Origin of the sequence: Clostridium saccharoperbutylacetonicum N1-4(HMT) (assembly GCF_000340885.1) — a bacterium.
GTDB classification, from domain to species: domain Bacteria; phylum Bacillota; class Clostridia; order Clostridiales; family Clostridiaceae; genus Clostridium; species Clostridium saccharoperbutylacetonicum.
Map to the genome: position 1 here is coordinate 6,209,646 of NC_020291.1, position 15,355 is coordinate 6,225,000.

The window sequence follows — 15,355 nt, forward strand, 5'->3', positions numbered from 1 at the left end:
AATCTTTATACTTTAACATAATCTTTGTAGGATTTAGACACATGCAAAAAGATAGCAATCTCATTTGCTAGCCTATTTTCTTTCATGTACTTCACTATTTTTTATTCACTTATGCTTATATGGTAAAATAGTATTAATTTAACTACTCTGGGGGGAACAAAATGCAAAACTATAATATTTTGGTTGTTGATGATGATAAAGCAATAACTGATGCAATTGAAGTTTATTTAACTAATGAAGGTTACAATATTTTTAAAGCCTATGACGGACTACAGGCTTTAGATGTATTACAATCTGAAAACATACATCTTATATTAATGGACATAATGATGCCTAATATGGATGGTATGAGAGCCACAATTAAAATAAGGGAGGAAAAGCAGCTTCCAATAATAATGCTTTCTGCTAAATCTGAGGATACTGATAAAATATTGGGCTTAAACTTTGGTGCTGATGATTATGTAACTAAGCCATTTAATCCGTTAGAACTAATAGCTAGAGTAAATTCTCAGCTTAGAAGATATGCTATGTTCTCGCCTCTTAAAGAAGATACAAATGTAATCAGCATAGGAGGAATAGAGCTTAATAAAGAAAGTAAAGAAGTATTTGTTGACGGTACAAACGTAAAGTTTACTCCATTAGAATTTAAAATTTTAACGCTCCTTATGGACAACCCTAATAGAGTATTTTCTATTGAAGAAATTTATGAAAGAATTTGGAACGAACCAGCTTATAGCAATGTAGATACTGTTTCTGTCCATATAAGACGTATAAGAGAGAAAATAGAAATAAATCCTAAAGAACCAAGATATTTAAAGGTGGTGTGGGGAATTGGATACAAATTTGAAAATCACTAAAAAAACTATAAATAAAAAATTTATAATACTCTCACTATGTATTGCTATTTTACCTATTCTTTTAGGCTTATCAAAAGGATTTTTTCAATTAGAGAAATTTAGCTATGAAGATTATTTTCTTAATGTTATAAGAAGTATTCACTACAAAGATGGCGATGGTAATATTCGAGAAGATCGTATATTAGACACCATTAATAACCTTAAAGCCGAAGATAACTATGAATTTAATGAAAGCAAAAGGGAACTTGAAGACTTTTCAAAAAAGTTTGGACTTAATTTAAACGAAGAAATTAAACCAAATGAAAATAAGAATATTTCTGAAGATGATTATTCAACATATACTGATTTAAATTCTAATTATATTTATGCCCAAAAAAACATTAATAGAAGTCAAAATGAATATAGAACTGAAGCAATTAGTCGGATTAATAATGAATTAGATGACAAAAAAATCACAGATAATCAAAAAAACATTGAATTTTATGTTGAAAGTCAAGATGGTCAGATTATAAGTAATATTAAGGATAAATCAAAAGATGAGATTATACAGGAAACTAAAAATAATTCTAAATATCATATTATTATTTTAGGTATAAATAAAGAATTGCCAACAGAAGTAGACATTACAAGCAATATGAAATGGGCATATAAAGACTTTTTTGAAAGTAATAAAGTTAATTGGATGTTAAGTAGCTATAACTACAAAAATATTATTGTTAGACTCTCAAATCCACTAATTCCAGGTGATGAAATTTACCCTAAATTTAAAAAAAATGCCTTTTATGACTACATTGCATATGGTTCTCTAGCATTATTGTTGTTGGATTTGTGTATACTTATTATTTCTGTAAAAAAGATAATAAAAGAACAAGACTTAGAAATTCACAATAATAATATCTTGAAACTCCTTAATAGTTTTTTTATAGAAGCAAGAGTATTGTTAATTGGGTTATTTATAGCATTATTAATTGGACTATATAATATCAATGTTTACCTAGTAAATTCTATCATAGAGAATTACATTTCGCAGATAGTAGATAATATATATTTACTTAAAGTGAACTCAAATACATTTTTGGAACAAGTATCCCTTTTATTTATAAGTTCTATTATATTAGGATATTTTATAATCTGTGACTTATATCAATTATATTTATGTAAAAATTTACGTGAATTTAAGCAATATGTTCATAGGAAATCTATTTTACGTATACTCTATAATAAATTTAAAACTAACATGTCTTGTATATCAACGACCAATCGAACTACAATTTTATTAATTATAATTGCTTTATATCTCGCATTAATAATTTGGGGTACTGTTTATACATCACAAAATGTATTCTTTTTTGCTCGTATTTCGGGTTACATTATTACATTTTTAGCCATAAATCTTTTGGGTATAATATCTCTAATTATAAATACTGCTCTTTCAATTATTAATACTCAAAAAATAAAGACAGCAACAGACAACATTTTAAATGGAAATTATAAAAATGAAATTAAAATCCATGGTTCTTTTCTTGTTAAAGAATTAGCAAATAATATAATGAATATAGAAAACGGTCTGGACAAAGCTATAGATAAAGCTGTAAAAAGTGAACGAATGAAAGGTGAATTAATCACAAATGTCTCTCATGACTTAAAAACTCCATTAACCTCTATAATTAATTATGTAGATTTATTAGACAAAGATAACCTTACAGAAAAAAAGAAAAGTGAATATTTAGCTATTCTTAAAGAAAGGTCCTCAAGATTAAAAGTTTTAATCGAAGATTTATTTGAAGCCTCAAAAGCTTCTTCTGGTAATTTAGAACTGCATATGGAAAGTCTAGACCCTGTGGCACTTCTCAGACAAACTTTAGGCGAATTTGAAGATAGAATTAATAATTCAAATTTAGATTTTATCAAAAACATACCAGATCATAAATTAACAATATATGCAGATGGTAAAAGAACATTTAGAGTATTTCAAAATTTAATTTCGAATATTTTAAAGTATTCTTTAAATGGTACCAGAGTATATATAGATATCGAAGAGCAGAATACTTTCGTATCTATAACCTTTAAAAATATATCAAAATATCCTTTAACCTTCACTGAAGATGAAATACTAGAAAGATTTAAAAGAGGTGATTCTTCAAGAACAACTGAAGGTTCTGGCCTAGGATTAGCTATCGCCAAAAGCCTTGTGGAAATTCAAAAAGGAATTTTTGAACTTAAATTTGACGGTGATTTATTTAAAGTAAAAATTTTATTAAAAAAAGAAAATTTTTAATCTAAATTATGTATAAATAAATTTAACTTGGCAATAAATAATAATGAAGTATTTAACTTCAATATTTAATCGCCTCTCCCCCATTTTTATTTATATACAATTTATAAAAACCATATTATATGTCAGTAAAATGATATATAGTATGGTTTTTTAGGTTATATATGTTGCAATTTAAATCACCAATTAATTACAATCAAGTTTAACCTTTTTATATTATTTTTGCATTAAAACTCTTCTTAGCATATCCAAGCCAGTTGTTGTTGCTTGAAGTCTTACTCTGCTTCTGTTACCATTAAAAACATATTTTTTTACTGTAACTTCACCTTTAAAATAAACTCCTATATAAACCAATCCAACCGGCTTTTCTGGCGTACCGCCTTCTGGACCAGCAATTCCAGTTGTTACAATACTAACATCAGTTTTAGCTGTATTTGCAATACCAATTGCCATTTCTCTTGCAGTTTCCTCACTAACAGCTCCATACTTTTCTAAAGTTTCATTCTTAACCCCAAGTCTATTATGTTTTGCCTCATTTGAATATGTCACAGCGCCTTCTAAAAACACTTCAGATATTCCAGGATAATTTATAAGGGTACCTGCTATCATTCCACCTGTGCATGATTCAGCTGCAGAAATTGTTAATTTCTTTTCTATTAGAAGTTTGGCTACAACATCTTCAATATTAACATCTTCTGTTGCATAAATATTATCTCCTAATCTATTTTTAATTTCTTTCTCTATAGGTTCTATTAATTTACTGGCTTCTTCTTCATTATTAGCCTTTGCAGTTATTCTAAGCATTACTCCTACATCTTTTGCATAAGGTGCAATGGTAGGATTAGTTTGTGCAGCCATAATATCCTTTAGTTCTTCAGCTACTGCACTTTCTCCAATTCCCAGTATTTTAATTACTCTAGACATTATTATTGAATCAGCTTTTTTTTGAAGATATGGTCTAACCGTATCCTCAAACATAGGTTTCATCTCCTTTGGTGGACCAGGTAAAATAATCATTACTTTGCTATTTTCTTCAATAATTACACCTGGCGCTGTTCCATTATCATTATTAATAATAATAGCTCCCTCTGGAATCAATCCTTGTTTCAAATTATTTTCAGTCATCTTCCTTTTCCTTTCCCTAAACTTAAAATAATTTTTTATCTTTTCAATTGCTTCTTCATTTGGAAGTAATTCTTTTTTGAAATATTTTGCAGCAACTTCCTTAGTTAAATCATCCTCTGTAGGTCCAAGACCACCTGTTGTTATTATAATATCACTTCTACTATATGCCTCATCAAAAGCATAAATAATTCTCTTTTCATTATCCCCCACTACTTGTTGATAATACATATCTATTCCTAGTGCTGCTAATTCCTGCGCTATATACTGAGCATTTGAATTAACTATGTCACCTAGTAAAATTTCTGTCCCTATTGCTATGATTTCTGCTTTCATTATTATTCCCTCCTATCACACCTTCATGAACTTATTAATATATCTATACTTCTTTAATTCTATTAACCAACCATATTTTAAATACATAAAAGAATAAAACCTACTCAATAAAAACATTGAATAGGCTTTGTATAAAATATTTCTTTTATAATATGCTATCCCTAAATATAAATTTAGAGATAGCTTATATAAAAAATTTTTTCATCTCAATCTATTTTAAGTATATACTCAAAATCATCAAAAACAAAATTCTCTTAAAACTAAGTATTTACTTAAAATAAGATTAGTAATATGTATGAGAAGAAAAAATTCATTGCTAAGAGAACTTTCATACTTTTAGTATACGCATGACCTCTCTTATTTATTCATACCTATTAACCAATTTATTTTAAAAGTTTATAATTTTTATAGATTATTTGTTTTCTGTTTCAAGCAATGCTAATGCAACCGCTCCAATTACTCCTGCATCTGTACCTAATCCTGCTGGAACGATCTTAACTGACTCTGCCATTGATTTAAAACATCTCTTATCAACAACTTTTCTTACTGTTTCAAAAACAATATCTCCAGCCTTTGATACGCCTCCACCAATAATTATTACTTCTGGATCAAAAATAGATACTGCATTAGCAACTGCTATTCCTAAATAATTTAATGCATTATCAATTATATCTTTACAAACAGGATCTCCTGCTGCTGCTTCTGTAAATACTTCATATGAAGTAATAGTTTCATATTTTCTTAATGATGTTTCAACTTTACTAGCTAATGCTTCTTGTCCTCTCTTAGCTATTGCAGTTCCTGATGATGTTGCTTCTACGCAACCAATATTTCCACAATTACATCTTGGACCATCTGGAGCAACTGTCATATGACCAATTTCTAATGCATTTGAAGTATGTCCTCTGTACACCTTTCCATTTAGGACAGCACCGCCGCCTACACCTGTACTTACTGTAAAGAATACTATATCTTTAGCTCCTCTTCCAGCTCCAAACATATACTCTCCAATAGCTGCAACGTTTGCATCATTATCTAAAAAAACAGGTAATCCAAATTTTTTATTTATTGGCTCTACTAGATTAAAATTTTTGAAAGGAAGATTTGGTGTATATATTATAGTGCCTTTTTCTGCATCTAATGGACCTGGTGAACCTATACCAATGCCTTTAATTTCTTCACAATTTACAGACCCATCCTTAATAACTTTTTCTATAGATTCTATAATTCTATTTAATACAGGAATTTCTCCTTCGTGTGCATTTGTTGGCACTGTAGTTTGACTTATTACTTCTCCATTTAAATTAGATAATGCTGTACTAATTTTAGTACCACCTAGATCTACTCCTACTACATATTTTTGCATAACATAACTCTCCTTCATTTTCTAATTTCCCAATTAAAAACAATTTCTTTTAATTGATATTATACTATATTATGTCATGTTAATAAAACCTATATTTAAAATATTTATTTTTCTAAAACATCTTATTTGCGCTTATGTAATAGTTTCCATATTCATCACATTGAGTATAACTTATCATAAATTTATTATCTTTAAGCATAGAATTAATTAAATCAATATCATTTTTATTATTTTTATCTATTCTTATAACAAAGTTATCATCTTTATCTATTATATTTAAATAATCAAAAATATTACTATAATCACTCAGCTCCATATTCCCTTTTATGTCCATGCTGTAATCCGACATCATTTCATCTCCCTCTTTGAGAAGTATCTAATAAAAATAGTATATGTTCACAAAATTACTTTTATGCCATCCAACATGATAAAAAATCAATTGACATATAAAAATGCATAAAGAAAAAGATTATGCTTCCATTTTGCATTATATTACGCAAAACCAATAGCAGCATAATCTTTATTCTTTCTAAAATATAAGTATAATTTTCATACTATATTTAATATACATATTAATTTATTTCTATTTTCTTGCCTCTTTTATACTCTCAATAGCTTTAACTAATTCAATTTCTGGAACTTCTTCGTATCTAACAAGTTCCTTTGTAAATCCTCCTCTACCTTGTGTTAATGATCGAAGTTCAGTAGCATACTTTCTAATCTCTACAAGTGGAACCTCAGCCAAAACTTTTTGCTTATCGCCTTCTGGCTCCATTCCCATTACCCTTCCTCTCTTTTTATTAATATCAGCTATAACATCTCCCATATATTCATTAGGCATTATTATATCTAATTTCATTATAGGCTCTAGTAAGATAGGTTTAGCTTGCTCAAGCCCTTTCTTATAAGCTAATGAAGCTGCCATCTTAAATGCCATTTCAGAGGAATCTACAGCATGATATGACCCATCATGAAGAGTAGCTTTAAGCCCGATAACTGGGCATCCAGCTAAAATACCATGCGAAATACATTCTCTTAATCCCTTTTCCACTGCTGGAATAAAATTCCTTGGAACAGCTCCGCCAACAACATTATCCACAAATTCTAAGTCATCAACTCCATCTTTTCTAGGTTCAAATTTTATAACAACATCTCCATATTGACCATGTCCACCAGATTGCTTTTTATGTTTTCCTTGTACATCTGCAACTCCTTTGATTGTTTCTTTATATGGAACCTTTGGTAAATTTAATACCACATCGACACCATATTTATTTTTTATCTTACTAGCAATTACATTTATATGTGTCTCTCCTAATCCTGCAATAATAATCTCTGCATTTTCAACATCTCTAGATATTTCAAAAACAGGATCTTCATCTTTTAATTTATTTAAAGCTTGGGATATCTTTTCTTCATCACCTTTAGCTTGTGGTATTATAGCCATAGAACAAACAGTTCCAGGGAAATTCATCTTATCATACATTACTTTAAAATCTGTGCTAGCTAGAGTATCTCCTGTGTTTGTATATTGTAATTTTGAAATTGCTCCTATATCTCCTGCAATAATTTTCTTAGTAGGTATTTGTGTTTTTCCTCTGATAAAACAAATATGAGATAACTTTTCTGTCTTATCTTTATTCACATTTAATACTGTCATATCATCTTTAGCCTCTCCTGTCATAACTCTAAAGAAAGATATTTTACCTACAAATGGATCTGCAATCGTTTTAAATACTAATGCTGAAAAAGGTTTTTCTTGATCAAGATCAATAAATACTTCTTCATTCTTCGAAACATCCATTGCCTTTTGAGGAATTGCATATTCTGGTGAAGGAAAACATTCTACTATATCATCAATTAAAGAATCCATTCCTATAACCTTAGTAGCGCTTCCACACATAACAGGTGCAATGTCTCCACTAGCACAGCCCTTTATTAATCCTTTATATATTTCCTCATCACTTAATGTACCTTCACTAAAGTATTTATCAAGTAATTCTTCATCAGTTTCTGCAACTGCTTCCATGATCATTCTCTTACAATCTTCTACTTTTTCCTTTAATTCTTCAGGTATTTCTAATACCTTTATTTCCTTAGTTTTAACATCATATATTCTAGCCTGCTTTGAAATTACATTAATTACTCCTGTAAATCCCTCTTCTTTTCCTATTGGGTATTGAATTGGAACCACACTTATTCCAAATTTTCTATTAAGGTCATCTAATACCTTATCAAAGCTAGCATTTTCTCTATCTAATTTATTAATAAAAATTGTTCTAGGAAGCTTAATCTTATTACAATATTCCCATGCTCTTTCAGTACCAGCTTTTATTCCTGAAACTGCACTAACAACTATCATTCCTACATCAACAGCTCTCATGCCTTCGATGCATTCCCCTTGAAAATCAGCATAACCAGGAATATCAATAATATTTATTTTTATATTCTCTAATTCAATTGGAGCCACTGAAAGTGCAATAGAAAATTGTCTTTTCTTTTCCTCAGTATCAAAATCTAACACAGTAGTTCCATCTTCAATCTTCCCTAATCTGTCTGTTATCTTTGAATAATATAGAAGACTTTCTGCTAAAGAAGTTTTTCCTGTTCCATTATGTCCCATTAATCCTACATTTCTTAAATTTTTAATACTATAATCTTTCATGAACGCTGCCAAACCCTTAAGTCTATAAGAAGCTGGCTTCCACCCGCCTTTCGCTTGATAATACTGTATGTTATTATATTTCTATTTTTATTTCATAAATCCTTCTCTTTTTCTAAATTTTCTGAAAATTCATTTTTAATATTTTTCTTTACTTTTTAACTAATCTTTATGTTTTCTTGTAGTATCAGAAAAAAAACATTATAATCTTATTTGTTGATATTCTAACTTTTAATTTGTTATTCTGGAGGAAGAATCTAATGAAGATAAAAAAAAGATTGGCAAATCACTATAAAATTTGGTTCATTATACTTGCAGCTTTAATAATTATTGGAGTTCTATTCATAAAACCTCAAATTGGAATTGCTGATCAAGGTGATTTTGATAGAATTATGAGTATATCTGGTTTAAAATTATTAGATTCAGATGTAAATAATCCAAACTTTTGTAGATTTTTTAAATATATTGTTACTGACTATCAAATATCTGATTTGCAACATATAATTCTAACTGTTTTTGGTTCTAGCCTAACTTATATAATCATAATAATCAGTACCATATGTAAGTTATTTGGACAAACTGTATTTAAAACTCAGTATTTATCCATTATATATAGTATTGTATATATTTCTGCATTCTCTATAATATTACGTTCATTAAATATAAAGAATAATATTAAACTAATTGTACTAACAATATTAATACTATTTATTTTCTTTGATGGCAACTATCTAATCTGGTTCAATAGTCTATATGGTGAACCAATGATGTTTGTCACTTTAGTTCTATTTATTGCTTCAGTCCTAAATTACACTTACTATAAGTATGTAATTAAAGGAAGCGAAAAAATAATGTCCAAATTATTTTTTGTACTATTCACAGCGGTTTTATTTATAGGATCTAAATTACAAGTGCTAACCTCATTACCATTTATATTGTTTCTCGTTGGCAAAATAATATGGGATAATAGGCATTCTTTAAGTAAAATGAATTTATCTATATTATGTGCTTTTTATTGCATTCTAATTATTTATCCATCAGGAATTAGTTATCATAGCCATAATTTAAACAAATCTACTCAATATGATTCTGTATTTTACGGTATCCTTAAGGAATCTAAAACTCCTGAACAAGATTTAATTGATTTAGGCCTTAATCCAGATATGTCTGTTGAAGCTGGAAAAAGTGCTTTCTTAGACGAAAGTAAATATGTTAAATATTTGCCTACAAAATCTGAATTGACAGATAAAGAATTTTATAATAAAATAAGCAATTTTAAAATTGCTATCTTCTACTTGACTCATCCTAGAAGATTATTAACTGGCATGGAGTATACTGCAAGCAAGTCATTTAATATTAGCACAGGTTTAGGTAAATATTATAGAAGTTATAGTGAAACCCCTGTTAAAGAATTTCACAGATTTACTTTTTGGTCTTCTTTAAAACAGACAGTATTACCTCACAACTTATATTTTATAATTTCAAGCTATATTATTCTTTTAGTTTTTTCACTTTATAAATATATTAAAAGCAAAGCAAATTTAGAAATAAAAACTAAAATACTTTTACTTTGGACTATAATGTTAATAAGCGTAGTTCAGTTTCCAATGCCATTTGTTGGTAATGGATATGCAGATACTTCAAAACAATTATTTCTATTTAATTTTATTTTTGATGGTTTACTCATATCAATTGTCACAATAGTAATTTCTAAACTAATTGATTTAATTAAAATAAAATGAGTAACTTTACCAAAGAAGATTTTATAAGCTCTCATAAGAATTAAAGGAGTTCATCTCATGAAATTAACAAGCTTAGCATTTAAATTGCGAAATTATGCAATATCATTAATAAAAAAATTTATTCTAATAACAAAAGAAATATTTTCAACTTCAATTAAGAAACTTCGTTTTGTAACTGTGCTAGATATGTTAATAAAAACAATATTATTTTTAACAGTGCTTCACGATACAGCTATTTCACGCAATAATGCCTTATATACTAGTATAAAATTCAGTTTAGTATATTTAGGCTTCATACTTTTTATTTACTCATTTGGATACTTAATTTCCAAATATAAGCAAACCTTATTTTATTTAATTCTTAATTTTCTATATAGTATATTACTAATAGGGGATTTATGGTACTTTAGAGTTAATCGAGATTTTTTAGGTGTAAAAAATATTTTATTTCCAGGAACCTTCAATCCAACTGGTTTACCATTATATAATCTTAAATTTATCGATATTTTTTTTATCATAGATTTAATTATTATTATTAGTTGGATTATTATATTCAAAGTAAAAAATCCATATAAAAAAAATATTCACAATTTTATCACAACTATAAAGTCTTCCTTAATTATAATAATTATTTCAATATTATATTTTGATGTTTTTACGCTCAGTGACTTCGGTAATAGTATTCTTTATAAACAATGGTCCACACTAATGTCAGTTCAAGCTCCTGGTCCTTTAGGTTATCATACCCTTGAAGCCTTTAAGAGTGCCTCTAAAGCTTTTTATAACTCAAGTACCAATGATAAAAAAGAGATTACTGACTGGTTTAAATATAATGATGAAAATTTAAAGCCTAATGAATATTTTGGAATCTTTAAAAATAGAAATGTAATTTTTCTTCAAATTGAGTCTATGGAAAACTTCGTAATTAACCATAAAATCAATGGAAAAGAAATTACACCTTTTCTAAATAAACTTACAAAACAAAGCTTATACTTCAATAACTTTTATGAGCAAAATAATGGTGCAAATAGTATAGACTGTGATTTTATGATAAACACCTCCGTTTACCCTTTAGGTGATAGAATAACTGCTACAAACTATGGTGAAAATATCTATCAAAACTCATTACCAAGACTTTTAAATAATCTAGGCTATACTACAATCTCAACTCATGCAGAAGAACATGGTGAATTCAACTGGACAGAATTACATAAAAATGGATTTGGTGCTCAAAACCTTTGGAGTATTAAAGATTATAATTATGATGAAATAGTTGGATATGGATTATCCGATAAAAGTTTCTTTACACAATTGAGCGAAAAACTAAAGAATGTTAATCAACCATTTTTCTTACAAATGCCTACTTTATCTAGTCATGGTCCATTTAATATAGATAATAAATATAGACAATTAAATTTACCTAAAGAAATTGATGAAAGTTATCTTGGTGGATATTTTGAAAGCTTACACTACACAGATAGTCAAATAGAACTGTTTTTTAACAAACTTAAACAGTATAACTTATTAGATAATTCAGTTATAGTCATTTATGGTGACCATGCAGGTGTTCATAAATACTATAATGATTCTATACAAAAATTAGATTTCGATAATAATTGGTGGAAAGAATATGACCACAAACTCCCATTAATAATTTATTCATCAAACGCTCCTGCTCAAAATATAACAGCATCTGGAGGGCAAGTTGATATGCTTCCAACTATATCATATTTATTAGGACTAGATAAGTCTCTATACAAGGATACTTCTATGGGAAGAGTCCTTGTAAATACTAATAGAGACGCAACCATTATAAAAGGGAATAATATAAAAGGAACTATAAAAGATTCTGAGGAAGAAAAGCATTTACTAGATGCTTATAGCATTGGTGAAAAAATAATTAAAGACAATTACCTTTCTATAGACACAAAAAAGGAACATTAGATTTATATATTAAAAAGGTTCTATAAGTTTAGTTGATTTTTATATCAATTAACTTATAGAACCTTTTTATCTTAATTTTAATAGCTTTATACTCGATATCCCTAACCTAATCAATAATAAAGTTACACCTCCACAAGTATCAATTAGAACATCTCTAAATGCACCTTCTCTTCCCTGAACAAATAGCTGATGTATTTCGTCTGAGCAAGCATAAGTAAATACAAATGCTACAGTACTTATAATCACCACTTTTTTTGTGAAATAATGCTTTGCTACATTAATATACAATAAAGCTAACACCATATACTCTAGAAAGTGTGCGCACTTTCTAACAATAAAATTAGCCAGTTGCCCAAAAATACTATTTGCATCTATCCCAATTAATAAAAGTACTTTTATTGCTCCTTCACTTTGCGAGTCTGATATATTTGCTGGCTGATTTGACATTGTAAATATTAAAATCATCCAAGCGATTAGCAACATCCAATCTAAAATTTTCCTCTTGTTCTTCATTTTTTATCCTCATTTAATAAAAATTCATATATAATCTATTCTGACATATATCTATTTATATATGCAAGTGATTCTTCTAATAACTCTTGACCTTTTTCCAATCCATCAATTTTTATTTCTAAGTTACAAATTCTTTGATCTATTTGATACATAAAATGCTTAATATCTTGCAATAGCTTAGCTTCATATGTTACCTGAACTCCTTCATCATCAATAAACACTTTTTCTGGTGGAGAACCGCATTTAGTGCACTTCGCATACAAGCCCTGTTTTTCTAAATTAGTAAATACTTTAAATGTATCATTTCCACATTTTTCACAATTTGATAACATCATAAATTCATAATAACTTACATCATAATAATAAGTACTATCACAATCTTTACATGTTAATTTTAGTCTACCATCTTCAGTCACTATATGAAATTCATTTCCACTACATCCATCCTTTTTACACACAATAGTTCTTACCATATCCATACCCTCTCATCATATATTTTCATTTTTAACTTATATAACATTCAACGATACTTAATTATATCTTTGCATGTATTTTACATGTAAATTATATGCTGCTTTTCCCTTGTTATACATACTAATATATGATATTTTCAGTTTATTTTACGAAATAATTCTACTTTTTTCTTAAACAATTTTAACCAAACATATTGTTATAAATTAAATATAAGTTGTGATATATTCTTACAAAATAAAAAAACTATGAATTAAAATTCATAGTTTCAAATGGTGGAGATAAAGAGATTCGAACTCTTGACCCCCTGCGTGCAAGGCAGGTGCTCTCCCAGCTGAGCTATACCCCCATGGTGGACCTTCAGGGACTCGAACCCTAGACCTACCGGTTATGAGCCGGTTGCTCTAACCAACTGAGCTAAAGATCCATTAACTTATAAAACTCTTGTATTCTACAAGAATACCTCGCAACGTCCTACTCTGCCACACAGTCTCCCATGCAGTACCATCGGCGCTATAGACCTTAACTTTCCTGTTCGGAATGGGAAGGAGTGTTACCTCTATGCCATCATCACGAGATTAAGTGAGTTCCCAAATCTTTGATTTGGCTGAACGAACTTATGCAAATCGCTTCAGCGATTTGTATTCCTTATAAAAAGAATCCAGTTCATCACTTATACTTTATTTAATTGAAAGATTTGTTCTTTCAAAATTGCACATAGTTTTCTAATGTATTTTTTACAACTTAACTTATTGGTCAAGCCCTCGACCTATTAGTATCAGTCAGCTAAATATGTTACCACACTTACACCTCTGACCTATCAACCTTGTAGTCTTCAAGGGGTCTTACTAGCTTATGCTATGGGAAATCTCATCTTGAGGGGGGCTTCACACTTAGATGCTTTCAGCGTTTATCCCTTCCCGACTTAGCTACCCAGCTATGCTTCTGGCGAAACAACTGGTACACCATAGGTCAGTCCATCCCGGTCCTCTCGTACTAAGGACAGCTCCTCTCAAATTTCCTACGCCCGCGACGGATAGGGACCGAACTGTCTCACGACGTTCTGAACCCAGCTCGCGTGCCGCTTTAATGGGCGAACAGCCCAACCCTTGGGACCTACTTCAGCCCCAGGATGCGACGAGCCGACATCGAGGTGCCAAACCTCCCCGTCGATGTGAACTCTTGGGGGAGATCAGCCTGTTATCCCCGAGGTAGCTTTTATCCGTTGAGCGATGGCCCTCCCACGAGGTACCACCGGATCACTAAGCCCGACTTTCGTCCCTGCTCCACTTGTAGGTGTCGCAGTCAGGCTCCCTTCTGCCTTTGCACTCTTCGAACGATTTCCGACCGTTCTGAGGGAACCTTTGGGCGCCTCCGTTACATTTTAGGAGGCGACCGCCCCAGTCAAACTGCCCACCTAACAATGTCCTGTCACCAGTTTCATGGCATCCAGTTAGAACTTCAATACTATCAGGGTGGTATCCCAACAACGACTCCACTAAAGCTGACGCCCTAGTTTCCCAGTCTCCCACCTATCCTGTACAGACAATACCGAAATTCAATGCTAAGCTACAGTAAAGCTCTACGGGGTCTTTCCGTCCAATCGCGGGTAGCGAGCATCTTCACTCGCACTACAACTTCGCCGGATTTGCAGTTGAGACAGTGCACAAGTCATTACGCCATTCGTGCGGGTCAGAACTTACCTGACAAGGAATTTCGCTACCTTAGGACCGTTATAGTTACGGCCGCCGTTTACTGGGGCTTAAGTTCATACCTTCGCATTACTGCTAAGTATTCCCCTTAACCTTCCAGCACCGGGCAGGCGTCAGCCCCTATACATCAGCTTTCGCTTTAGCAGAGACCTGTGTTTTTGTTAAACAGTTGCTTGTGCCTATTCTCTGCGACCTGCTTTCGCAGGCACCCCTTCTCCCGAAGTTACGGGGTCAATTTGCCTAGTTCCTTAACTGCAATTCTTCCGTCGGCCTTAGGATTCTCTCCTCATCTACCTGTGTCGGTTTGCGGTACGGGCACTACTTCTCTCTCTAGATGCTTTTCTTGGAAGCATGG

General features: G+C 30.4%; 10 protein-coding genes, 2 tRNA genes and 2 rRNA genes (1 of these 14 running past the window's edge). 4 read left to right on the forward strand and 10 right to left on the reverse strand.

Features of this window, described 5'->3' with window-relative positions; translation table 11 throughout:
- The first annotated feature begins 161 nt into the window (after window positions 1-161).
- Together CSPA_RS27020 and CSPA_RS27025 are read left to right on the forward strand one after the other, a co-directional pair.
- A complete protein-coding gene (locus tag CSPA_RS27020) occupies window positions 162-857 on the forward strand; it encodes a response regulator transcription factor (RefSeq protein WP_015395603.1) in 696 nt (231 codons plus the stop codon).
- A complete protein-coding gene (locus tag CSPA_RS27025; RefSeq protein WP_015395604.1) occupies window positions 832-3,135 on the forward strand; it encodes a sensor histidine kinase in 2,304 nt (767 codons plus the stop codon). Before CSPA_RS27020 ends, CSPA_RS27025 begins: the two co-directional genes overlap by 26 nt.
- A gap of 213 nt (window positions 3,136-3,348) precedes the next feature.
- On the opposite strand, the gene CSPA_RS27030 is transcribed toward CSPA_RS27025, so the two are convergent.
- From CSPA_RS27030 to fusA, 4 genes are all read right to left on the reverse strand, one after another.
- Window positions 3,349-4,590, reverse strand: coding sequence for a competence/damage-inducible protein A (locus CSPA_RS27030; RefSeq protein ID WP_015395605.1), 1,242 nt, complete (start codon window positions 4,588-4,590; stop codon window positions 3,349-3,351).
- Between the two features lie 412 nt (window positions 4,591-5,002).
- Window positions 5,003-5,956, reverse strand: a complete 954-nt coding sequence (locus CSPA_RS27035) for an ROK family protein (RefSeq protein WP_015395606.1) — start codon at window positions 5,954-5,956, stop codon at window positions 5,003-5,005.
- Window positions 5,957-6,068: 112 nt separating this feature from the next.
- Complete coding sequence (locus CSPA_RS27040) at window positions 6,069-6,305, reverse strand: hypothetical protein (protein WP_017810321.1); 237 nt, start codon at window positions 6,303-6,305, stop codon at window positions 6,069-6,071.
- Window positions 6,306-6,539: 234 nt separating this feature from the next.
- Window positions 6,540-8,621, reverse strand: a complete 2,082-nt coding sequence (fusA, locus tag CSPA_RS27045) for an elongation factor G (RefSeq protein WP_015395608.1) — start codon at window positions 8,619-8,621, stop codon at window positions 6,540-6,542.
- 257 nt (window positions 8,622-8,878) lie between these two features.
- On the opposite strand from fusA, the gene wsfD reads away from it, so the two are divergent.
- Together wsfD and CSPA_RS27055 are read left to right on the forward strand one after the other, a co-directional pair.
- Window positions 8,879-10,360 (forward strand): glycan biosynthesis hexose transferase WsfD, encoded by a 1,482-nt coding sequence (gene wsfD / locus CSPA_RS27050; RefSeq protein WP_015395609.1) that lies wholly within the window; start codon window positions 8,879-8,881, stop codon window positions 10,358-10,360.
- Window positions 10,361-11,068: 708 nt separating this feature from the next.
- Window positions 11,069-12,304 (forward strand): LTA synthase family protein, encoded by a 1,236-nt coding sequence (locus tag CSPA_RS27055; protein WP_241393361.1) that lies wholly within the window; start codon window positions 11,069-11,071, stop codon window positions 12,302-12,304.
- Between the two features lie 66 nt (window positions 12,305-12,370).
- Here CSPA_RS27055 and CSPA_RS27060 read toward each other — a convergent pair whose 3' ends face one another.
- From CSPA_RS27060 to CSPA_RS27085, 6 genes are all read right to left on the reverse strand, one after another.
- The gene (locus CSPA_RS27060; protein ID WP_015395611.1) at window positions 12,371-12,817 is read right to left on the reverse strand and encodes a VanZ family protein; all 447 of its coding nucleotides are present in this window, start codon (window positions 12,815-12,817) and stop codon (window positions 12,371-12,373) included.
- 35 nt (window positions 12,818-12,852) lie between these two features.
- Window positions 12,853-13,290, reverse strand: coding sequence for a hypothetical protein (locus tag CSPA_RS27065; RefSeq protein ID WP_015395612.1), 438 nt, complete (start codon window positions 13,288-13,290; stop codon window positions 12,853-12,855).
- A 271-nt stretch (window positions 13,291-13,561) separates the two neighbouring features.
- A tRNA-Ala gene (locus CSPA_RS27070) sits at window positions 13,562-13,637 on the reverse strand.
- A gap of 1 nt (window position 13,638) precedes the next feature.
- Window positions 13,639-13,715, reverse strand: a tRNA-Ile gene (locus tag CSPA_RS27075).
- Between the two features lie 34 nt (window positions 13,716-13,749).
- Window positions 13,750-13,866, reverse strand: a 5S ribosomal RNA gene (gene rrf, locus CSPA_RS27080).
- A 174-nt stretch (window positions 13,867-14,040) separates the two neighbouring features.
- Window positions 14,041-15,355 (reverse strand): 23S ribosomal RNA (locus CSPA_RS27085) (it continues 1,595 nt past the right edge of the window).